Consider the following 22,769-nt stretch of genomic DNA (forward strand, 5'->3'; position numbering starts at 1 on the left):
AGAGGAGTCGAACCCCCGACCTTCGCATTACGAATGCGAAGGTTTTTTATTTCACCACTTTGATTTACATACCAAAAAAACATTAAGTCAATGTTAAATAAAGACATTTAAAACTGTCAAGTTGTATCTTTGTTGATCAGAGTTGACCAAGTAGCATGCACAACCCGTACAATACCCGTACAAATAGTGAAGAAATGGCTAAAAATGACTGCCCTGACCAGCCGAGTTACCCTAACGCACAAGCGAATTTCTGATTTCGAGTGCCCTGCAGGCAAGCCCCAAGTCTTCCTCTGGGACGCAGAGCTTCCCCGCCTCGCTGTTCGCTGTACACCAAAAGGGAAGAAAACGTTCATCGTTAGCAGCGAACTACATGGAAAAACCATTCGTCTGACGATCGGCGACTGCGCCACGTGGCAGATTGCCCAAGCACGACAGGAAGCACGCAGGCTTCTGTCTATGCTTGATCAAGGAGAGGACCCTCGTGCAGTCGCAAAAGCCCAGGCAGAAGCGCATTACCAAGAGCGGGCTGCTATTGCCATGAAGGAAATGACCTTTGGTGAGGCCTGGCAGATCTACCTGAACGAACTAAGCGTAAGCGTCAGCCCAAAAACCAAGAAGCCGTACTCCGCGCGCTATGTAGAAGACCATAGACAACTTTCTGCGCGAGGTGGCGTCAAAAAGGCACGAGGCAAAGGTGAGACAACTGCCGGCCCCTTAGCCATCTTTCTCGACCTTCAGTTTTCTACAATCTCTGCAGACTTTGTACAGGCTTGGCTTAAAGAGGAAGGAGCCCGGCGTCCAACAAACACGGCGCACGCGTATCGCATATTACGGGCTTTTGCCAGTTGGCTTGACTCATCTGAAAAATACCATGATGTTTGGCAGCACGACTTTCTAAGCCACGTTGGCACACTGAAGCTGGTTCCTCGTTCCAAAGCCAAAGAACTTGACTGCCTTCAGAAGGAACACCTGCACCTCTGGTTCTCTGCTGTCCAGAAAATTCCAAACCTGACCCAGAGTATCTATCTCCAAGTTTTGCTACTCACGGGTGCACGTCGCCAAGAAATGGCGGAACTACGGTGGCAGGATGTCGACCCCAAGACACTCACCATACTTCTGCGTGACAAAATCGAAGAGGAGCGGCTGATCCCGCTCACGCCGTTCGTACATCGTCTTATCAATCAGCTCCCTAGAGAATCAGAGTGGGTGTTCGCCAGCAACTCGGCATCCGGGCACATTGTTGAGCCACGCAGCGGCCATGATAAGGCACTCGCAGATGCATCTCTGCCCCACATTACGATCCACGGCCTTCGTCGCAGCTTTTCGACATTATCAGAATGGGTAGAAGCACCTGCAGGTATCATTGCGCAAATTCAAGGCCACAAACCCAGTGCAACTGCAGAGAAACACTACAAACGTCGCTCAATAGACCTTCTTCGTCAATGGCATACCAAGATCGAAGACTGGATACTTATTGAGGGTAAGGTGATTCAGAAACCTGTGCCTGAAATTCAGACAGTTCGGATTGAGACTAGAAAAAGGAGAGCGCCAAGTTCTCCGGAAAAGTAAGCGCTACTATAAGGTGAATTCATTAGAAATACACAGCATCTTGCGGTCAGCCACTCTCTGAGCTATAAATTTAGTCCCGCGCACCCAATGCGCATAAATCAGAGATGGAAAAATGACAACCGATGTCCTCCTCCATCAGCAGTTACCCGGCCAGCTTCCTGGTCAAGTATCTGCTGATTTCATCACCAGCAACTATGTTGACCTGCAACACGTCGTGGCAAGCAGCCACCCCGACGTTGGTCAGACTCAAACTTTGTGGTCCATGGATGACTACGAGTTCGAGGTGATTGAACTTAGCGACAAACACAACTCAGCTCTGCCGAATCAGGATCAAGCCCAGAAAATTGCTCAGTTGAAGTGCTTTGCAAGCAAAGAGGCTGCCACCAGCCAACTGAACCAGGTATGCCTATTTGATACTACCAATCAGATCACGGCACTCCGCGCACGCATGAAGAAGTCCAAACCCGGACAGCAGACTCAGCCTGTGTCGCTTCGCGTGCCCGTTCGCCAACAACCTGGTCGTACCCATCGCTCGCGTCCTGTTCGCAGTAAGTCCAGCAGTGCTGCAAGTAAGTCCTCGTCAGACAGTGATGGCCCTGCCCCCGGACCCAGTCACCTCACACACCTCACCTCTCGCTCGGCTCACGAGCAGGCCACTTCCAGTCAGGAGGTGCGCCAATGAAAAAAAACCTCTATTACCCACCTGCCCTTCAAGCCCACATTGATGCTGGCAAAGGTGCTCTTACGACTGAAGAAGCAGCAGTGCTCCTTGGTTTTAAGCCTCAGACGTTGCGCAAATGGATGTGCTATGGCGAGGGCCCCAAGGGCCTGAAACCGCTTAAAATTGGCCATGCCGTTCGCTGGCCTATCGAGCAGCTTGCGTCCCTGCTGCAAGGGGGCGAGCATGGTTAAGAATCGCCACATTTCCCTCCCCAAATGCACCGGCAAGTTTTGGGAGAAACTCAGTACTGATAAGGCTTCCCAAGGTGACTTTCATGAGCTACCGATACCGGATGCTGTCGCCTGTTTGCCGCCCCATTTCTCGGTAAAAAGCAGCGACTATCGCCTGGTGTTTACCACGCTTACTCGCCGTTTTGAGAATTTCATTTCGGCCCGACAGTACGGGACTTTTTCCCAAACTGCCTCCGAGAAGCTCGGTACCATGTGCCTTCAGGAGGAGGGGTATTATTATTCTTTGTATTACCCTCTTTACCCTGCCCACACTCTGGTCATGGGGCATCAGGCCCCTGCCCAGGACATCAGAGACAGGGAGCATGCACCTCTCGAGGAGGATGCAGCTCAGCGTGTCATGACCGAGCTGGCTGACAACCAAGCTGGTACAGACTTGAGTACTCCCCCCACCCAGCCGCATCCGGAAACACCGGAGATAGCGGCTGTCATTACAGTGGTCCCTATTCATTCCAGCCTGCGTTACACGCACAAAGGCTGGCTTGCTAGTGATGGCTTGCCTGATGGTGCCACGGCATCAGCCAGGCAGTTCTCGTTTTCCAGAGAGTAAAAATTTACCTGTTCAACCCATGTATGGGAGCAGGTAGCCCCTGCTCTCCGGAGACTCACAATGACCACTAGCATTAAAAAAACCAGCCCAAAGAAACCCAGCTTTCCTGCAAAGCTGCGCAAAGAGCTAACCGTCGGGAATCAGACTATCCACGACCTGCAAGACAGCACGACCCTGTACGTAATTCCTAACCATCCTTCGTTTGATGAGGAGGATCAAGAATGGCGTCCGCGCTTTATCACTAACCGCCGTGAATCTGCGTCGTTCTTCGCGAACCTACACAACCTAGTACTCCGCATTGCCAGTACCAACGGTGATCAATTTCGCTTGGATTTACAGAAGAAAGTCTTCACCTTCAGACCTCCATTCAAAGCAATCGAGACTTACACGGCCAAAGCTACCACCTTGGGAGCCGCGATCTGGAACGTTCTCTATCAAGACTATGAACAGTGTGAGCATGACTTTATCAACTACACGCTTTCACCGTTGATTGCACTTTTTCTCAAGCTAGGAAAAGAAATGGGCATTTTCCGCTTGAGACAGCTTGCCCACTGCGACTCGCGCTACCCAACAAATTCGGAGGACATCATGAAGATGAACGAGTTCGTTGATGAGCTTCGCAAGCAACTTAGAGCACCAGGCTTCATCCAGATCCTGCAGAAGCATGCTCGTAAGCATCGTGACAACAACAAACGCTTGCGCGACTACATTCATGAACTCTTCCTACGTAACGCTGATCTTCTGGTGATCCGCATCGACTTGGGTATTCGTCAGGAACACGCGGAGAACATATCTGCACTGTCGATACTGAAGATGTTTGAAAAGCTGATGAAAAACAAGAAAGACAAGGCCATTTTTGATGGCCTCGTAGGCTGGGCTCGTCGACTGGAGGCTGGTGTTTCAAAGGGCTGCCACCTGCACGTTATCTTTTTTTTCAACGCAAAGGTCCGCAACCCATTGAACGACAAGCACATTGCCGATCAGATCGGCAAGGCTTGGCAGCATGCCACAGGGGATATCGGTTGCTACTTCAACTGCAACTCGATCAAAAAAAACTACAAGAGTGTGGGGATTGGTCGTATTCGACGTAACGATACAGAAGGTCGCAAGAACCTTCTGCAGGCAGCAGACTACCTGACGAAGCAGGAGAAGGTTGTCTTCCTGATCCCTGATGGCAAGTACAAGATATTTGAGCGTGGCCAGCTTCCTGTACTGACGAAGCCAAAAGTCAAGGTCCCAACCATCATCTCCTTGGCAGACGAGCTCGCTGGTCTTGGTGATTACGCCAAGATCTCACCTACCTGCCAATAGAAGTATTCAGAGCCCCTCGGGGCTCTTTTACTGCGAAGTTATATCAAACGAATGCCATGCTTTGCATTTGGCATGAAAACCAAGATAGTTACGCAGTGATATCATTACTGCCAGCTTAAGAACCCAATATCCTTGGCGAGAACGCCAGGGAGTGCAGCAAGGCAAACGAAACCTCTATGGCCATCAAAAAATCCGACCTCTACTCCTCGCTCTGGGCTTCATGCGATGCCCTGCGCGGTGGCATGGATGCCAGCCAGTACAAGGACTATGTCCTGTTCATGCTGTTCATCAAATACATCAGCGACAAATACGCCGACTCCGACGACTTCGCCCCGCCGGTGATAATTCCCAAGGGCGCTAGCTTCAAAGACATGGTCGCGCTCAAGGGCAAGCCCGACATCGGCGACAAGATCAACACCCAGATCATCCAGCCGCTGATCGACGCCAACAGCCGCCTCGCACGCAGCGATTTCCCAGATTTCAACGACCCGAACAAGCTCGGCGAAGGCAAGGAGATGGTGGAGCGCCTGTCCACCCTGGTTGCCATCTTCCAGAAGCCCGAACTGGATTTCTCAAAGAACCGCGCCGAGCACGACGACATCCTCGGCGACGCCTACGAATACCTGATGCGCCACTTCGCGCAGGACTCGGGCAAGAGCAAGGGCCAGTTCTACACCCCGTCCGAAGTCAGCCGTGTCCTGGCTAAGATGCTGGGCATCGCGCCGGACAACACCACGGCCAAGACCACCGCCTACGACCCCACCTGCGGCTCCGGCTCGCTGCTGCTCAAAGTGGCGGCCGAGGCTGGCAAGCACATCACGTTGGAAGGGCAGGAGAAGGACGTCACCACTGCGGGTCTCGCGCGGATGAACATGATTCTGCACGACTTCCCCACTGCCAACGTGCTCAGTGGCAATACCCTCACCAGCCCGAAGTTCAAGGACGGCGAGCAACTGCGTACTTACGACTACGTGGTGGCCAACCCGCCGTTTTCCGACAAGGAATGGAGCACCGGCCTGACCCTGGGCGAGAGCGGTGCCGGCGATGCCTACCAGCGTTTTACTTGGGGCGTGCCGCCCGCCAAGCAGGGCGATTACGCTTACCTGCTGCACATCATCCGCAGCATGAAATCCAGCGGCAAAGCCGCCTGCATCCTGCCGCACGGCGTGCTGTTCCGCGGCAACGCCGAGGCCGTGATCCGCAAGGCGCTGGTGCAGTCCGGCATCCTCAAGGGCATCATCGGCCTGCCGGCCAACCTGTTCTACGGCACCGGCATCCCGGCCTGCATCCTGGTGCTGGACAAGGAAAATGCCGCCGCCCGCAAAGGCATCATGCTGATCGACGCCAGCCGTGGCTTCATCAAGGACGGCAACAAGAACCGCCTGCGCGAGCAAGACATCCACAAGATCGTCGATACCTTCAACAAGGGCGAGACCGTGGCCGGTTATGCGCGCCTGGTGCCACTCGATGAAATCGCCTCAGACAAAAACGACTACAACCTCAACCTGCCGCGCTATATCGACAGCACCGAGGCCGAAGACATTCAGGATATCGATGCGCACCTGAACGGCGGCATCCCCGACCGGGACCTGTTTGGTGAAGACACTGCGCTGGCCGCCTACTGGCAGGTGCTGCCCGGCCTGCGCGCCACGCTGTTCAGACCGCTGCGCCCAGGCTATAGCCAGCTTGCGCTGCCGCTGGCCGAGGTCAAGTCCGCCATCCTCGGTCACGCCGAATTCGCCGCCTTCAACACGCAGGCGCATCAACGCTTCGATGCCTGGAAGGCGCGCCAACTGCCGCTGATGCAGGGCCTGAAGCCCGGCGACCATCCCAAGGCCTTCATCGAGCAACTGGCAGAAGACCTGCTGGCCAGCTTCAAGCCGCTGCCGCTGGTCGATGGCTATGATGTCTACCAGCACCTGATGGACTACTGGGTGGAGACGATGCAGGACGACGTGTACCTGATCGCTGCCGATGGCTGGGTGGCCAAGCCGGAGCGCATCATCGAGACCGACAAGAAGGGCAAGCAGAAGGACAAAGGCTGGGCCTGCGACCTGATTCCCAAGCCCTACATCGTCGCCCGCTACTACGCCGCCGAACAGACCGCGCTCGACGCCAAACAAGCTGAGCTGGAGGCCGCCAGCAGCCAGCTGGCCGAACTGGAAGAGGAACACAGCGGCGAGGACATGGCCTTCTCCGGCTTCGACAAGATCAACGCCGCCGAGGTGAAGAGCCGCATCAAGGAAATCGGCTTGGATGCGGACGCCAAGGACGAACTGGCGGTGCTCAAGACTTGGCTCAAGCTCAGCGAACAGGAAAGCACGCTCAAGAAAACCGTCAAGGCGCTTGATGCCAAGCTCGACCAGCTCGCGCACGACCACTACGCCCAGCTCACTGAAGACGAAATCAAGACGTTGGTGATCGAGGACAAATGGCTGGCGCGCCTGGCCACCGAGCTGCAAGGCGAGCTCGACCGTGTGGGCCAGACCCTGACCCGGCGCATCCGCGAACTGGCCGAGCGCTACGCCACGCGGTTGCCCAAGCTGATCGATAACGTGGTTGCGCTGTCAGCCAAGGTGGATGAACACTTGAAGCGGATGGGGGCGGTATGGAGCTGAGGCCGGGGTACAAGCACACAGACGTTGGCCTAATTCCTAATGATTGGGATGTTTCAACAGTTGGAGCTGAATTTGCAGTTCAACTTGGGAAAATGTTGGATTCCGAGAGGAACTTTGGAGTCAATAAGCCTTATCTCGGTAATAAGTCAGTTCAATGGGATCGGATTGATATCTCAGATATTCAGATGATTCCGATGTCTCAGTCCGACCTGAACAAATTTCGCCTCCAGGCTGGTGATCTGCTGGTTTGCGAAGGGGGGGAAGTAGGTAGAGCGGCGATATGGGATGCTCAAATTGAAGAGTGTTACTACCAGAAGGCACTGCATCGGCTGAGACCACTTCGTGGTTTTGAGCCTAAGTTGATGGTTGCGATCCTTCAGCTTTGGGCGAGGCGTGGGATGCTCGCAAATTTTGTTACCCAAACAAGCATCGCTCATTTACCCAAAGAGAAATTTGTCGAGGTTCCTATTCCTCGTCCTAGTGCGGGTGAACAACGCGCCATCGCTACCGCGCTATCCGACGTCGACGCGCTGATCGCCGGGCTGGAAAAGCTGATCGCCAAGAAGCGCGACCTCAAGCAGGCCGCGATGCAGCAACTACTCACCGGCCAAACCCGCCTGCCGGGGTTTAGCGGGGAGTGGGAGGTGAAGCGGTTGGGGGACACTGCTATCCTGAAGGCCAGAATCGGTTGGCAAGGGCTGACGACGGCAGAATATCTTGATAGCGGTGATTTCTATCTGGTTACAGGCACCGAATTTGATCGTGGCTACATCAACTGGAAAAGCTGCCATTTTGTTGATGAGTCGCGTTACAAGCAAGATAAGCACATCCAGCTGAAGTTGCATGATGTCCTGGTGACAAAGGATGGAACCATCGGAAAGGTGGCTTTAATCTCAGATTTGCCAGCGCCAGCCACCTTGAATAGTGGGGTGTTTGTAATTCGCCCAGTTGAAGAAGCCTTTCACCCGGAATTCTTCTACTACTTGCTTTGCTCCAATATCTTCGTAGAGTTTCTGAATCAGCTCAGCGCTGGCTCAACGATCAATCACCTATATCAGAAGGACTTTGTTGGTTTCACATATCGAACACCTCCAACGCTTGAAGAACAAACCGCCATCGCCACCGTGCTTTCCGATATGGACGCCGAACTGGCCGCGCTTGAAGCCCGCCTCGCCAAGACCCGCGCGCTCAAGCAGGGCATGATGCAGGAGCTACTGACCGGAAGGACGCGGCTGGTATGAGCGCGCTCACCCCCAGCACGGCACTGCTGTCCGAACTAAGGCAATTGATCGACGGTGCGCGCCAGCGTGCCGTGGCTGCCGTCAACGCCGCGCAGATTGTCTCCGCACTGGGGAGACAGTTGGGCGCTGAATACGGCCTAAGCTGGAGCGCGCCCAATCTGCGGTTGTACACTCACCTTGCCCTGACCTATCCAGGCTCGGTGATTGTGCATATGCTATACGCCAAATGCTGTGTTTGGCAGATTAAAAATTTGGCTGTCAAACTATCCCCCGCTACAACCTGTGGCCGTTATTGATAGTCGGCATGCCTTCCAAATAAAGATGAGAGGCGCTTTACGATGCTTCGTACATTGAATATCCATGGCTTCAAATCGATCCACGACGAGAGCATTGAGCTAGGCCGCCTAAATTGCTTTATCGGAGCCAATGGCGTTGGCAAGAGCAACATACTTGAAGCGCTCGGCGTGTTGGGCGCTGCCGCCAATGGGGTGGTCGACGATGAAAGCCTGCTGCGGCGTGGGGTACGCGCTGGCTTGCCCCGGCTATATAAAAGCTCGTTCGCCTCCGAGCGCACGCCGGCACACATCGGTATTGGTATCGAAGGCGATGCCCAGGAGGGCTACAAGGTCTCTCTGTTGAATCCGCTTGAATCGCCCGATCCAGCTTGGTCTTATAAGACCGAGGTTTTGACGGATGGCACTGATGAGATCGTGTCCGATGGCGTGCGCAACAAGAAAAACCTTAACCCGCAAGCAGGACTGGCAGCTCTCAAGTTGGTTGAGTTGGAGTCGGAAAATCCGGCAGCCCGTTTGATGCAGAGCTTGCAGGAGTTCGCGATCTACTGCCCGAATACTCAAACCTTACGGGGGATTGTTCCTGATGTTCAATCGCGCAGGCCTGTGGGCTTGAGTGGTGGTCAGTTGGCCGAGAGCTTCGAGGCCTTGCGCAAGCATCTGGAAAGCCAAGGAGATGCGGGTGAAGAAGTTTTGGATCAGGTGCTTGAACTGATCGACTGGGTGGCCGATGTGCAAACCACCAGTCACGGCGCATCGCTGATTTCTAACAAAGTGCCACGTACCAAGCTGATGCTGAAGTTTACTGACCGTTTCATGAAAAAGTCGCGTAATGAGCTAACTGCTTACGATGCCAGCGAGGGTGCGTTGTATATCCTGTTTTGCGCTGTGTTATGTCTGTTACCGCAGGCTCCAAGAATTCTCGCCATCGACAATCTAGATCAGGCCTTGAATCCGCGGCTGTTGGCCAAGTTGACGACACGCCTTGCACACTGGCTGGAACACAACGCTTCAGACCGTCAGTTGCTGTTCACTGCGCACAATCCAGCTGTACTGGATGGACTCGACCTAACGGATCCGGAAACCCGCTTGTTTGCGGTGGAGCGCAATAGCAACGGCTTAACTGTCGTGCGGCGCCTTGAGTTGTCGGCCGAACTGGCGGCAATGAATCAGCAGTATCCTCTGTCCAGGCTGTGGATGATGGGGCATCTGGGAGCGGTACCCAATGTCTGATTTGCGTATTGCCTTGGTTGCGGAGGGGGATACCGACCTTGTGATTATCGAGGCGGCGCTCAAGGCCATTCTTGATCGACCTTTCATCCTGACCAAACTTCAACCGGAAGCCACCCGCCCCCAAATGGGCACGGGCTGGAGTGGGGTGCTGAAGTGGTGTGATGCCGCAGGTCAACGTCAGGCTGCATCGCTTGATGGAGATCCGACGCTTGAGCGATTTGATCTTTTGATTATCCATTTGGATGTGGATGTTTCGAGCGAGCAATATGCCAATGCGGGAGCCGGCGTTCAAGCAATAGCTGTACAAAAGGGTTGGGGCCCCCTGCCTTGCGTGCAGCCCTGCCCGCCTGTCAGCAACAGTGTAGTGCAATTGACGTCCGTGCTGGATAGCTGGTTGAGTCCAGCTAGTCGAGGAAACAAGACCGTTCTGTGTTTACCGGCTCAATCTTCGGGGACATGGCTTGCAGCTGCAACGCTTCCCGTGGGGCATATACTCTTGAATGGGCCAGAGTGCGATATCACTCTTGAGTCTCAACTGTCCCACCTGTCTTTGCAGTATCGAATTCGTAAAAAAGTACGCGAATACCGTCAACATGCTGAGCAAGTGACAAACAACTGGCCTGTTATCAAAGCGCTATGCACTCAGGCTACTGCTTTTGAATTAGCAGTTCTTGCAGCGGTTTGATCGAACTTGTGAAACAAGATCTTTAGAGGGAAGCATGGCCGAGACTGTTCGTCCAGAGCGGGTGACCCAAAACCGCGTCATCAAGCTCGTTACCACGAAGGTAGCCGAAGGTGGCCTTGGGTATGACTATCTGGGTGACTGGAGCAAACGCGACGACAACCGCTGCATTGAGGTGGCGCTGTTACGCGCCAATCTGCAGCAGCGCGGCTACTCCGATGCCCATATCGCGCAGGCGCTGCAGAAGTTGCTAGCGGCCAGCGATGTGACCGGCGTCACGCTGTACCAGGCCAATCTGCGGACTTATCAGCTATTGCGTTATGGCGTGCCGGTGCAGGTGGCGGCAGGCGTGGCACACGAAACGGTGCACCTGATCGACTGGGCGCGCCCGGAGGCCAACGATTTTGCCCTGGCCGAAGAGGTGACGCTCAAGGGCGGCCATGAGCGGCGGCCGGATATCGTGCTCTACCTCAACGGCATGGCCGTGGTGGTGCTGGAGCTCAAGCGTAGTTCGGTGGAAGTGGCCGATGGTATCCGTCAACTGATCAGCAATCAGGAAGCCATCTTCAACCAGGGCTTTTTCAGCACGGTGCAAGTGGTGCTGGCCGGCAGCGATTCGCAAGGGCTGCGCTACGGCACCGCCGGCACGCCGGAGAAGTACTTCGTCGAATGGAAGCACCATCATCAGGGTGAGGTGGCGGTCGGTAGCCTGCTGGACGAGCCGTTGGCGCAAATGTGCGACAAGACCCGTCTGCTGGACCTGATGCGCAATTTCGTCGTGTTCGACGCCGGCCAGAAGAAGGTGCCGCGTCTGCATCAGTACGAGGGTGTGAAGGCCACGCAAGAGCGTGTCAAGAAACGCGAAGGCGGCGTGATCTGGCACACCCAGGGCAGCGGCAAGAGCATCCTGATGGTGCTGATCGCCAAGTGGCTGCTGGAACACGACCCGGAGGCGCGCATCCTGGTCATCACTGACCGCGACGAGCTGGACAAGCAGATTGAGGGGGTGATGAAGAATGCCGGGGTGATCGGCGAGAACGCGCCATCTCCACGCATCACCTCGCGACGCGAGCTGATCGAGAAGCTCGGTGCCACAGCGCCACGTTTGCTGTGTGCGCTGATCCACAAGTTCGATTCGACCGATCTGAAGGGAGAGCCGCCGCCTATCCACGGCCGTTTCTATGTGTTCGTGGACGAGTGCCACCGTACGCAGGGTGGTGACATGAACAAGCAGATGAAGCGCTGGCTGTCGTCGGCCGTGTTCATCGGCTTCACCGGCACGCCCTTGCTGCGTAAGGACAAGCAGACCACGCGTGAAGTGTTCGGCACCTATATCCACACCTACAAATTCGACCAGGCCGTGGCCGATAAGGTGGTGCTGGACCTGAAGTACGAGGCACGCGATGTGCCACAGCAGCTCACCAACAAGAAGGCAGTGGATGACTGGTTCGAGACCAAGACCAAGGGCCTGAACAACTACCAGAAGTCCATCCTGCGCAAACGCTGGGCGACGATGGAAGAGCTGATGAGCGCAGGCGAGCGCAAGCAGCGCATCATCGCCGACATCATCCACGACTTCGGCGTGAAGCCGCGCCTGAACAACGACCGCGGCACGGCCATTCTGGTGGCGGCATCTATCTACGACGCTTGCCACTACTACCGGTTATTCCAGAACACAAGCTTTGGCGCTTACTGTGGGATCATTACCTCCTACGAGCCAAATCCGACAGCCATCTCGAAAGAGCCGCACAACAGCGACGAGCGCTATAAGTTCGACACTTACAGCAAGTACGTGCTGGCCAGCGGCCAGACCACCAAGCAATACGAGGATGAGACCAAGCGCCGCTTCATCGAAGAGCCGGCCAACCTGAAGCTGCTGATCGTGGTGAGCAAGCTGCTGACCGGTTTCGATGCGCCGAGCTGTACCTATATTTACCTCGACAACGAGCTGCGCGATCACAACCTGTTCCAGGCCATTTGCCGCACTAACCGTCTGGATGGTGACGACAAGGACTACGGCCATATCGTCGATTACAAGGAGCTGTTCCAGAACGTGCAGAATGCGATCGCAGTCTACACCTCGGATGAGCTGGACATCGATGAAGCTGATGGTTCGGACGGAAATGTGATCGTTAAGGATTGGCTGAAAGAGGGCAAGGAACAACTCGATGCCGCTCGCGAAGCGCTGCGTTACCTGTGCGAGCCTGTGGCAGCACCCAAAGAGATCGAGCAGTACCTGCACTACTTCTGTGGCGATGCCGGCAACCCGGAAGCGTTGAACGAAACCGAGCCGCTGCGCATCACTTTCTACAAGGCGGTGGCGAGCTTTGTGCGCGCCTATGCCGACCTGGCGCAGAACCTGACCGAGGCCGGTTATTCGCAGGCCGAAGCAGAGGCATTGCAGAAGGAAACCGAGTTTTTCAGTGAGGTGCGCGCGGCGGTCAAGAAGCATTCGGGCGAGGAGCTGGACGTCAAGCCTTATGAAGCCGACATGCGTCACCTCATCAATACCTACATCCAGGCCGATCCTTCGGATACATTGGGCAACCTGACCTCGCTGTCGCTTACCGAACTGATCATCGAGACCGGTATTCACGACGCCATCGCCAAGAAGCTCAATGAAAAAGGCAAGCTTTCTCGCAACGCGATTGCTGAAGCGATCATCAACAACGTCCGTAAGACCATTATCCGCGACCAGCTAACCGACCCGAAATTCTATGAGGAAATGTCCAAGCTGCTGGAGGACCTGATCCGGCAAAAACGCGATGAGACCGAGTCCTACGAACAATTCTTGCTGAATGCCGAAGCATTGGCGAAAAAGCTGGCCAAAGGGCAGCCTGACGCGGGCGTGCCTGCCGCCCTGCATGGCAATCGCGAGGCCACGGTGTTGTACAACAACCTGGCGGACATCCTCGCACAAGCGATCGATCCGTTGGTGGTGGCTGAGCCGGCTTCCGAGTATGGTGATGAACGTCTCCAACTGGCGCTGGAGCTGGACGCCGCCATCAAGGCGCACGCTCCCGCGGATTGGCGCGGTGACCAGGCGCGGGAATCGCAAGTCTTGAATGCGATTTATCCGATTTTGAACAAGAACAAGGCCGCTACCCTGGCGGTGTTCGAAATCGTCAAGAACCAGCCGGGTTACTGATGAACGAGCAGATCCAGCTAGGCGACATCACGATCCTTATAGTGTGCAAAGCCGTTAAGAATGTGCACTTGACCGTGCACCCTCCTGATGGCCGCGTCACGCTGGTGGCGCCCATGGGCACGCGGCTGGAAGTGGCACGCGCCTACGCCATCTCCAAACTCACCTGGATTCGTCAGCAGCAGGCTACGCTGCACGCGCAGCCACGTGAAACGCCACGGCAGTTTGTCGAGAGAGAGAGTCACTACCTGTGGGGGCGTCGACATCTGATGCGGGTGATCGAGGCCGAGGTCAAGCCGTTTGTGAAGTTGGATCACAAGCGGATCACCTTGAGCGTGCGCCCTAGCAGTGATGCTGCCAAGCGCGCCGAGGTCATGCATGAATGGCATAAGTCCCTACTTCATGCCGTGGTGCCTGCCCTCATCTCGAAATGGCAGCCCAAGCTTGGGGTGACGGTGTCTGGCTACTTCCTGCAGCGCATGAAGACCAAATGGGGTAGCTGTAACCACAAGGCAGGACATATCCGGCTCAACACCGAACTCGTGAAAAAGCCGAAGGACCTGCTGGAGTACGTGATCGTCCATGAAATGGCGCACTTGCTAGAACCCACGCACAGTGACCGCTTTGTGGCGATTTTGGACGAGCATTACCCGACATGGCGGGAGGCTCGGGCGGAGCTGAACGAATTGCCGTTGGCTGCGGAAGTGTGGCGTGAGTAAAAAGCAACTACAGTTTTTCTCATGCCTATCTCCCCCATAGAACACTTTAAAAGGCACCCTCTCCGGGCGTCCTTTATGCCCTCGCCCCAGCTGAGTCTGGGGCGTTTTCATTGGAGTGATCCCATGTCTCATCCCACCGAACCCATGGCCTTTGCCGCGACTCCCCGGACGTCCTGGAACCGAAACTGATCCCAAACTGCTGATCTCGCAAATCAAGCAATTATATTGCCATGTCATTTTGAATGCGGTATTATCCAAGTCAGCGTGTGGATGCTCGTGGTTGAGAAGCTGTCTCCTCAACCGAAATAGCCCAAAGAGTTCTCACTCTTCAATCTCCAAATCATCAAGACATTCTCAATGGTGCCTATGGCAGCACGGCGTGGCCGTGGCTTTTGATTGGAGATTCACATGACTACTGAAAACCTGCTTTGTGCAGTCCGCCCTGTTTTCCTGCTTATTCCTCGTCCTGATCAACTCCCATCTACTGAACGCAAGTTCTGGGCAATGCAGATTGATGGGTTGCATACTGAGCACATCAAAAGGTCAGCCAAAGCACTTCGAGATGCCCGTAAGCGTCCAGAACAGCCTCTTTCCAGCGATCCATCACTAAAAGTCAGTGGCCTTCATCATGGCCTAGCCAATGCACTAGGCAGCAAATCTTTTGATGCATGGAAGAATACTGAGCCGGAGCTGATCAACTTCCTGGCAACCAATGGCATGGAACATCCCGCAGACTTGATTAGTTGGTCCAGAATGCATTCCCATCGCTTAACCGCACGCCAAGTATCAGACCGCATTTTCAATTCCGGCCTGCCAATACCAGATAGGATCTTCACTGGCGTAGGCTCATCAAAGTTTCTGGCAGCTAGTGGTCGCGGTTATGCTGACATACATTATTTGAGTGAGTTCTCTGTCTCTGGCGAACATGCAAAGTTCAACTGGTGCATGGAACATGCAAACCAAACAGTTCTTTCATTGGATAAGGAATCTGGTTGGGATAATGAGGCTCCAGACCATCTCGATCTCAGTGGAACAGATCTGCTGCTGCAAGCATTCAAGTTTGAATATATTGCCTACGGCTTCAATCTGCTCGGTGATAATCTGGTATCGCCAGCGTCTCGGCCACCCGAGTTTCGGATGTACAACTACAACCAAGACGATCTAGCGTTTGCAAATCAGATCTTTGATGTTTTCCGCAAAGAAATTGAGCGTACTCAGGAAGGATGGGTAGAGATCGTTCCATTCCCAGGCAATAACAACATTGTTTTCCTGAAGGGACCAAATGGAAAATTTGACTGGGTTGTTCGCAACCAGCGTGATGCTGCCTTCAGTGGCAACCCATACTACCCAATCTTGAGAAGTGACGAATTACCCACGGCCATGAAGCCATCTGCGTTCAAAGCACATCTCTACTTCATGACTGGTGAGTGGTATGAGAGGCTCGAGCACAGCGCTGAAACACGTCACTATGAAGAGGGAGGGTCTACTGCAACATGGCCAGGCTATACCAAGCTTCTGCAGCGTGAGTTGGTAGCCGCACGTCGTAATTATCAGCGGCCAACATCTCCTAAAGGTGGACAGGTTGGAAATTTTGTTCCACATCGTCTCGACGGCTACTGCCTGATGGTTTCTCCGCTGGTGACCATCCGGGAATTCTGGCACTTCTTTGAGAATTCCGATTGGCGTAACGACCGTATCGAACGCTCCTCAAATTGCAGCTCTAAGCTTGAGGCCGATCTCTCTGCGGTAAACCTGCATGATGATGACCTGCTCCCTACAAGCGTCACGTGGTTTGATGCTGTGGCATTTTGCCGCCATTATGAGAAGCAGACTGGTCTTCCTGTCCGCTTACTGGAGGTTGAGGAATGGCAGAAAATTAGCCCGACGCCACTTTACAACCTGAATCATGAAAGCCTCGACGAGACCGAAGAATACGATGGAGTCGAGTGGAGTGACTTGACCTGGGCTGTTACCGGAGGGGATGGGCTCACTGGAGGAGAAACGTCTCATCGATATCCGGAGACATGTGCAGGAGGCGGCTTCTTACGTTTTGGAAAAGAACTCAACTGGACTGAGAATCATCAGGGACTTCCTTTCGTCACCGTTGTAGATTTTGGCGAGTGGTTGGATGTTTGTACTGATGGATACGCCCCTGCGGCTAATGCTGTGACAGGCCAAGCACTGATGACAGGCCCCCTGGAGCGGGACAAGTGCCCGGCACACCTGACAATGCGCCGCAAGGGATTGAAGGTCGGCTTCCGCCTCTGCTACGTCGCTCAACCCGACGCCTGACCCTGACAGGAGATCAATATGAAACGCTCCTTGGTAGGAAAGGGATTGGTACGCCCGCAATTGTCAGAACTTGTCATCAACTGGCACATCACCGAAGCATGCAATTATAGCTGCCGCTACTGCTATGCCCATTGGGACGGTAGCGGCCGTGAGCTCGCCCATGACATCCCGGCTTCCACGCAAATGCTGCAGAATTTGTGGCAGTACTTTCATCCACAAAACCTTGCCAACCCGCTTCGCCGCGCAATGAGCTGGCAAGGAGTTCGGCTCAATTTGGCCGGTGGTGAACCTCTTCTATACCCGGCACAGGTTGAACATATTTTGTCTGCAGCCAATGAGGTAGGCTTCACCACATCCCTGATCACCAACGCTAGTCTCTTGTCACCTGAACTGGCTCAAAGGTTAGCACCTAAACTTTCCATGCTCGGCATCAGCCTGGATTCTTGCACTCCAATGACCAACAGTCAGATCGGAAGGCAAGGTAGGCATGGTCAGCAGCTTGGAATCGGACATCTTGAAGAAGCGGTTTGTGGGCTAAGGCGCTGGAATCCCAAGCTTCAGATAAAGCTTAACACCGTCGTTAATGCTCTCAATTGCCACGAGGACCTTAATACCGTGATTGGGCGAATCAGCCCTCAGCGCTGGAAAGTATTGCGCATGCTACCGGTGGTGACTAATGCATTAATGGTTAGCGACTCTGATTTTCAGGGGTTTGTAGCGCGGCATCAGCCTCAGGCTGAAATCATGTGCGTGGAGGACAATACTGAAATGGTTGAGTCCTACATCATGATCGATCCGCTAGGTCGTTTCTTTCAGAATGCCTCGGACCAGTCAATCTACAGCTACAGCCATCCAATCCTTAAAGTGGGAGTCGAGCAAGCATTCTTGGCCGTCGGAATGAATCCCGCCAAGTTCTGCGCACGCTATCAGGTACTTGCCGAGGAGGAAGTCGCATGAAGCGATACAGTGCCTCCAAAGAGATCAATGTGTTAGTCCACCAGCTACTCCGTAATGGATGGCATTTTCGGCAGGGTGGTTTGCACGGCAAGCTCTACACCCCTAATTACTTGTCATGCCTCACCGTGCCTTCTACCCCAAGTGATCAGCGTGCTTTTCTGAACTTTCGGCAAGCCGTCCGGCGTCTCAAACTGACTCGCAACACACCTTGGAGCCGCAAGTATTCTAAATAATCTCAGACCTATATCACCCTTTTGAACACGCACAGCGACACCCACTCCGGGTGTCTTTTATGCCCTGGCCTCCGTTTCGACGGGGGCCATTTTCATTGGAGTGATCTATGTCCCATCTCATCGAATCCATGGCTTTTGTCGGAGCCACGCCCTGGCATGGTCTGGGCAATCCTTTGTCTCCCCAGCAACCATTGGAAGTGTGGCTGACCGAAGCCGGTATGGACTGGCGTATCGAACAGAGCGATGTCTTGTTCAACGTAGCTGACGACGGCATGCACATTCGGCCGTTTGCTGACTCGAAGGTGCTGTATCGGTCTGACTCGCTGGCACCGCTGTCTGTCGTCTCTCCCCGTTACAAGGTGGTGCAGCCATCGGAAGTACTGGAGTTCTATCGCGACCTGGTCAGTGCCGGTGGTTTTGAGCTGGAAACGGCTGGCGTGTTGAAGGGAGGTCGCAAGTTGTGGGCGCTGGCCAAAACCGGACAGGAAGCCATCCTGAAAGGTGGAGATCGGGTGAAGGCTTATCTGCTGCTGGCCACCAGTTGTGACGGCACGCTGTGCACCACGGCGCAGTTCACCTCGGTACGGGTGGTGTGTAACAACACCTTGCAGATGGCGGTGAAGGATAGAAGCGGTGCGGTGAAGGTACCCCACTCCACTGTGTTCGACCCGCAGCAGGTGAAGGATGCACTGGGTCTCGGTCTGTCAGCCTGGGACCGCTTCATCGGCAACATCAAGCAGCTGTCGCAGCGGACGGTCTCTCCGGAAGAAGCCAGCCAGTTCTTCCGCGAGGTACTGGATGAACCGCTGGTGGCAGAAGGTGAGGATGCCGTTACCTCCAAGGCGCTGCAGCAGGTGTCAGCGCTGTATAGCGGTGGCGGCATGGGCTCGCTGTTGGCAGGAACTCGTGGTACAGCCTGGGGCCTGGTCAACGCGATGACCGAATATGTCGATCATCGTCGTCGTGCGCGGAGTCAGGACTACCGCCTGGATTCGGCCTGGTTCGGTCAGGGAGCCCAACTCAAGGGCAAGGCACTGGAACATGCACTGGCCCTGGTGGAGTGATGCCATGGCCTCCGTCCAATCCATTGCGTTGACCGCTGCCTGTCTGACGGCAGGGATGCGGGACTTCTGCACCTGGAACAGTCTGGGTGTGGCATACGACGGTCCCGATGCGGAGCGCAGTTTACTGGTGATCTGGGGTGCGGGCTGTCTGGAACTGCATGCCGAGCTAGTGCAGTACGCACCGATGGTGGCAGCACTGGCTGACACCTTGTACGACCAGCTGGATCAGGGCGCCCCCGGGGTGTGGCATTACGAAGTGACCGAAGCCCTGGGCAGTGCCATTGCCGAATGGATCGTTCTGCATGATGGTCTGGCCCCTTCCCTCGATTGGGTCAAAGCCTGCCTGGTGCGCTTGGCCGGGGAATTCATGCTGCGTGGTCAGCCACAGCAGTGGCCAGCTATTCGGCAGATACTGTTGACGCTCTCTTCTGAACTGCCGGTGATCGTACCGGTGGCTCCTAGCTGAGTTTGATATTGGTCTGATTCATTCCCGCTGGTCCTGTCCTACCCTTCTGCTGTTCTTCCTGATTTCCCTGTGTCGTTTTCCCTGCTGTCGTTTCTCTTATTTCTCTGCTTATTTCATCCATTGCCCGGTCAGCCTTGCTGCCGGGCTTTATGCCTTTATAAGGAGTGTTTTGCCATGGCTGAACGCTACGCACAGGCCATTCGTCTGGCCTCTACCCTGAAGTTGTCTCGTGATGAATGGCTGCGCATTCGTCAGCTGGGCATTGGTTCGTCCGATGCCGCCCCGGCGATTGGGCTGTCGCCGTACAAGTGCCCACTATCGTTGTGGCTGGAGAAGACCGGTCGTAAGGAGCCGGAAGATCTGTCGGAGAAAGAGCCTGTCATCTGGGGCACGATTCTGGAGCCCATTCTGGCCCGGGTGTATGCCGAGCGTACCGGTCGCAAGGTACGGCGGGTGAATGCGGTACTCCAACACCCGGTTCACCGTTTCATGCTGGCCAATCTGGATCGGGAGGTGCGTTGTCCGGAGGAAGGCTGGGGCATCCTGGAGATCAAGACCGCCAGCTATCACTCTGCCCCACAGTGGGAGGAAGGCATTCCGGTGGCCTATCAGTGCCAGGTACTGCATCAGCTGGCCGTAACAGGACACGATTGGGCCGACGTGGCGGTGCTGATCGGAGGTCAGGATTTCCGCATCTATCGGGTGCTGCGCGATGAGGACAAGATCGCCGACCTGATTGCCCGGGAGACAGTGTTCTGGCAGCACGTGCTGATGGATACCCAACCAGCCCCCGATGGATCGGACGATGCAGGTGCAGCATTGTCATGGCTGTTCCCGCGTGACGATGGCCAGACCATCGATCTGTCTGAATCGATTGAGGGCAATCGCTTGTTCTCTGCCTTATTGGCCGAGCGGCAGCGTAAAGAGGAGGCAGAGGCGAAAGAGGCAGCCATCCGGCAGCAGATCCAGAACGTGCTGGGCCATGCCTCTGCCGCCGTGTTCCAGTCTGGTCGAATTACCTGGAAGCGCGCCAAGGATCGCATTGCCCCGGATGTCGAGCGCTTGTCGCAAGACCACCCCACCCTGCTCGCCCAGTACAGCAAGTCCATTGCCGGTTCCCGGCGCTTTGTCATTCAGACCGAAAGGAAAGCAGCATGATCAAGGGTCTCGCCATTACCCCGCCCGTGATCGGGCGCATCAGCATTGGCAAGCTGGTGCAGAAACAAGAACGGTGGCTGCCGGAGAAGGACGACAGCTTTTCACTCACCACCCAGGTACAGAGCCGAGATGGCTGGTTGCTGCATCCCTTGCACCAGGCGCTGTCGGAGCAGGCGCAGAACGGCAAGATCCGCGCCATTCCCATTCAGCTACTGTTCAACGACAGCGAGCTGAATCTACGGGCCGAATACAGTGCCTTCGACCGCAATAACGGTCGGCCGGTGTGTGTCGGTAACGGAGAGACGGCACGACGAGTGACAGCTCAGGGTATGGAAGAAATTGGCTGTGCAGGTCCGGACCGTTGTCCGCTGGCCAAGGAGCTGGGCTGCAAGCTGTACGGGAGGTTGAATGTGCAGGTGGAGGGGCAGCAGGATGAGCTGGGCAGCTTCATCTTCCGTACCACCGGCTACAACTCAGTCCGAACCTTGGCAGCACGGCTGAAATATTACGAAGCGGCCAGTGGTGGCAACACCAAGCATCTGCCACTGTTACTGCGTCTACGGGCCAAAAGTACCACCCAGTCGCACCGTACCCCGGTGTACTACGTCGATCTGACGCTACGCGATGGCCAGACGCTGGCCGAAGCGGTCAGCACCGCACGCAAGACCGCAGATGAACAACTGGAAGCCGGCATCGATACTGCCGAATTGGAGCAAGCCGCCCGGCTATTGCTGCAGAACGGCCAGTTCGAGGATACCGAGGAGGAAGTACCGCAGTTGCTGGAGGAGTTCTATCCGGCAGTGGAAAGCAGTACTGAGACCGATGAGAAGCCGAAGGCGGTCTCACGCCCTACCCGGCTCACGTCCAAGCTGGGTGCCGTCAGGACGGCTTAGCCAGGCGGTTGGTCAGTTGTTCCACCATCGCCAGTACCATCTCCCGATCCGCACTATCCAGGCGGGCCAGCATCTGTGCCAGGTGCTGTGCCTGCTCGGCCGGTCGGTTGCTGGATTCCACCAGTAGTGACGATGCATCGCAGTTAAACAGGCCAGCCAGTTCCAGCAGACGGGCCACCGTCGGCATCACCAGTCCCCGCTCCATGCGGGATACCGCTTCATTCCCGATCTTCAGTTGTTCCGCGACCTGTTCCTGGGTCAGTCCGGCTTCTTGCCGTCGTGCCGCAATGGCTTTGCCAATGCTCAGCGCCAATGCGTCCACCTTCGTTTTTGCCATCTTATTCTCCATTCAACTCAAATAGTGGCAATACAACCCATTGACATGAAGGACGCATCAGGTTGAAATTCAACCCATTAAGTTGTTATTTGAGCTTTCAGGTGGATGCTTTATCACCGTTTTACCTCTTTGGAGTCACTGTCATGTCTTCCCGTACCCAGACTCAGGCTGTGCTGTGCTTTGGCCTGTTTGTCGTGATTGATCTGTTTGCGCTGTTCATGCCCCGTGTCCATCTGGGCTTCCTCGGGCTGTTACTCACGCCCTTTATTGGCGGCTTCTTCACCTTTGTGGGTGTTGCCATCGGCGATGCCATCTGCCGTGCTATGCGGCCAGATCTGCTTTTGGGCAGCAGTTCGGTTGAGCTGTTCAAAGCCAAGGTGTTCTGGCGGATTGGACCACAAGCCATTGGCTGGTTCTGTGGCTTCATCGCTTACCAAAGCGTGATGCGCAATGTGTTCGGCATCTACGCCTGATTTCACTGTTATTGATTGGAGAAAACACCATGAAACATGTATTGGGACTGTGTCTGGGTCTGCTGCTGAGCAGCCAGGTAATGGCTTTTGGTGAAACCGGTCGCTGGAGCAGCAGTTGGGGCCAGGGCACCAGCGAATATGCAACCGTCGATGCGCAACATAACCAGCTGTATATCGCCTGCAATGAGACAGACTCCCCGATGATCAGCCTGAAGGTGGGGAATAAGGAGTACGGTGCACTGCCAGCCAAGGAGTTCTCCCTGATCGTCGATGGTGAGGTCTTCGACAACATTGGCAACACCGGCTCACGGGTGGGTAACCAGAACTTTGTCAGAGCCTGGGACAAGATCCGCAAGGCCAAAAGCCTGGAGGCCAAAACCGCTGACGGCAAGCTGATCAAGCTGCCGCTGACCGGCGCAGCCAAAGTCCTGCCGGCCAGCCGTAGCAAAGACTTCCCCTGCACCGGCTTTTAAGCGCCACACCAGCGCATCCCTGATGTTCCCGAGGTGGCGTGTCGCCCCTCTCCCCGTTTGACCAGACACGCCACCTGCTGCAGGTGGCGTTTT

Annotated in this window: 21 protein-coding genes; 20 read left to right on the forward strand and 1 reads right to left on the reverse strand. The window is 55.2% G+C overall.

What is annotated here, in order from left to right:
* Positions 1-204 precede the first annotated feature (204 nt).
* The 18 genes from EAY64_RS05320 to EAY64_RS05410 all read left to right on the forward strand — a co-directional run bounded on the left by EAY64_RS05320 (position 205) and on the right by EAY64_RS05410 (position 21,393).
* Complete coding sequence (locus EAY64_RS05320) at positions 205-1,569, forward strand: tyrosine-type recombinase/integrase (RefSeq protein WP_103523748.1); 1,365 nt, start codon at positions 205-207, stop codon at positions 1,567-1,569.
* Between the two features lie 112 nt (positions 1,570-1,681).
* Positions 1,682-2,251, forward strand: a complete 570-nt coding sequence (locus tag EAY64_RS05325; protein WP_103523749.1) for a hypothetical protein — start codon at positions 1,682-1,684, stop codon at positions 2,249-2,251.
* Positions 2,248-2,481, forward strand: a complete 234-nt coding sequence (locus EAY64_RS05330; protein ID WP_113024012.1) for a helix-turn-helix transcriptional regulator — start codon at positions 2,248-2,250, stop codon at positions 2,479-2,481. The genes EAY64_RS05325 and EAY64_RS05330 overlap by 4 nt, the downstream gene beginning before the upstream one ends.
* Complete coding sequence (locus EAY64_RS05335; protein WP_103523750.1) at positions 2,474-3,088, forward strand: hypothetical protein; 615 nt, start codon at positions 2,474-2,476, stop codon at positions 3,086-3,088. The genes EAY64_RS05330 and EAY64_RS05335 overlap by 8 nt, the downstream gene beginning before the upstream one ends.
* 60 nt (positions 3,089-3,148) lie before the next feature.
* Positions 3,149-4,399, forward strand: a complete 1,251-nt coding sequence (locus EAY64_RS05340) for a YagK/YfjJ domain-containing protein (protein WP_103523751.1) — start codon at positions 3,149-3,151, stop codon at positions 4,397-4,399.
* A gap of 176 nt (positions 4,400-4,575) precedes the next feature.
* Positions 4,576-7,017, forward strand: coding sequence for a type I restriction-modification system subunit M (locus EAY64_RS05345; protein WP_103523752.1), 2,442 nt, complete (start codon positions 4,576-4,578; stop codon positions 7,015-7,017).
* Positions 7,008-8,258, forward strand: a complete 1,251-nt coding sequence (locus EAY64_RS05350) for a restriction endonuclease subunit S (RefSeq protein WP_103523753.1) — start codon at positions 7,008-7,010, stop codon at positions 8,256-8,258. Before EAY64_RS05345 ends, EAY64_RS05350 begins: the two co-directional genes overlap by 10 nt.
* Positions 8,255-8,554, forward strand: coding sequence for a DUF1016 N-terminal domain-containing protein (locus EAY64_RS05355; RefSeq protein ID WP_103523754.1), 300 nt, complete (start codon positions 8,255-8,257; stop codon positions 8,552-8,554). The genes EAY64_RS05350 and EAY64_RS05355 overlap by 4 nt, the downstream gene beginning before the upstream one ends.
* Positions 8,555-8,596: 42 nt before the next feature.
* Positions 8,597-9,784, forward strand: coding sequence for an AAA family ATPase (locus EAY64_RS05360; RefSeq protein WP_103523755.1), 1,188 nt, complete (start codon positions 8,597-8,599; stop codon positions 9,782-9,784).
* Positions 9,777-10,469, forward strand: a complete 693-nt coding sequence (locus tag EAY64_RS05365; protein WP_103523756.1) for a hypothetical protein — start codon at positions 9,777-9,779, stop codon at positions 10,467-10,469. The genes EAY64_RS05360 and EAY64_RS05365 overlap by 8 nt, the downstream gene beginning before the upstream one ends.
* A 34-nt stretch (positions 10,470-10,503) precedes the next feature.
* Positions 10,504-13,614 (forward strand): type I restriction endonuclease subunit R, encoded by a 3,111-nt coding sequence (locus tag EAY64_RS05370; protein ID WP_103523757.1) that lies wholly within the window; start codon positions 10,504-10,506, stop codon positions 13,612-13,614.
* Entirely contained in the window at positions 13,614-14,330 is a 717-nt protein-coding gene (locus EAY64_RS05375; RefSeq protein ID WP_103523758.1) for a M48 family metallopeptidase, read from the forward strand. The genes EAY64_RS05370 and EAY64_RS05375 overlap by 1 nt, the downstream gene beginning before the upstream one ends.
* A 408-nt stretch (positions 14,331-14,738) precedes the next feature.
* Positions 14,739-16,622, forward strand: a complete 1,884-nt coding sequence (locus EAY64_RS05380) for a formylglycine-generating enzyme family protein (RefSeq protein WP_147456180.1) — start codon at positions 14,739-14,741, stop codon at positions 16,620-16,622.
* 18 nt (positions 16,623-16,640) lie between these two features.
* A complete protein-coding gene (locus EAY64_RS05385; RefSeq protein ID WP_103523760.1) occupies positions 16,641-17,579 on the forward strand; it encodes a viperin family antiviral radical SAM protein in 939 nt (312 codons plus the stop codon).
* A gap of 340 nt (positions 17,580-17,919) precedes the next feature.
* Positions 17,920-18,876, forward strand: a complete 957-nt coding sequence (locus tag EAY64_RS05395) for a DUF932 domain-containing protein (RefSeq protein ID WP_103523762.1) — start codon at positions 17,920-17,922, stop codon at positions 18,874-18,876.
* A 4-nt stretch (positions 18,877-18,880) separates the two neighbouring features.
* Positions 18,881-19,342, forward strand: coding sequence for a hypothetical protein (locus tag EAY64_RS05400; protein WP_113024011.1), 462 nt, complete (start codon positions 18,881-18,883; stop codon positions 19,340-19,342).
* A 174-nt stretch (positions 19,343-19,516) separates the two neighbouring features.
* Positions 19,517-20,500, forward strand: coding sequence for a YqaJ viral recombinase family nuclease (locus tag EAY64_RS05405; protein WP_103523764.1), 984 nt, complete (start codon positions 19,517-19,519; stop codon positions 20,498-20,500).
* Complete coding sequence (locus EAY64_RS05410) at positions 20,497-21,393, forward strand: recombination directionality factor (protein WP_103523765.1); 897 nt, start codon at positions 20,497-20,499, stop codon at positions 21,391-21,393. The genes EAY64_RS05405 and EAY64_RS05410 overlap by 4 nt, the downstream gene beginning before the upstream one ends.
* Here the strand turns inward: EAY64_RS05410 and EAY64_RS05415 are convergent.
* A complete protein-coding gene (locus EAY64_RS05415) occupies positions 21,380-21,730 on the reverse strand; it encodes a helix-turn-helix domain-containing protein (RefSeq protein ID WP_103523766.1) in 351 nt (116 codons plus the stop codon). The genes EAY64_RS05410 and EAY64_RS05415 overlap by 14 nt on opposite strands.
* Before the next feature lie 62 nt (positions 21,731-21,792).
* Between EAY64_RS05415 and EAY64_RS05420 the strand changes: the two genes are divergently transcribed.
* Entirely contained in the window at positions 21,793-22,203 is a 411-nt protein-coding gene (locus EAY64_RS05420; protein ID WP_147456181.1) for a hypothetical protein, read from the forward strand.
* A 29-nt stretch (positions 22,204-22,232) separates the two neighbouring features.
* Positions 22,233-22,676 carry a YfjT/YkfB family phage-associated protein gene (locus EAY64_RS05425; RefSeq protein ID WP_103523768.1) on the forward strand — a complete coding sequence of 148 codons (444 nt, stop codon included), beginning with the start codon at positions 22,233-22,235 and terminating at the stop codon, positions 22,674-22,676.
* Positions 22,677-22,769: the final 93 nt, after the last annotated feature.

Source organism: Aquitalea palustris (assembly GCF_003693445.1).
Taxonomy (GTDB): domain Bacteria; phylum Pseudomonadota; class Gammaproteobacteria; order Burkholderiales; family Chromobacteriaceae; genus Aquitalea; species Aquitalea palustris.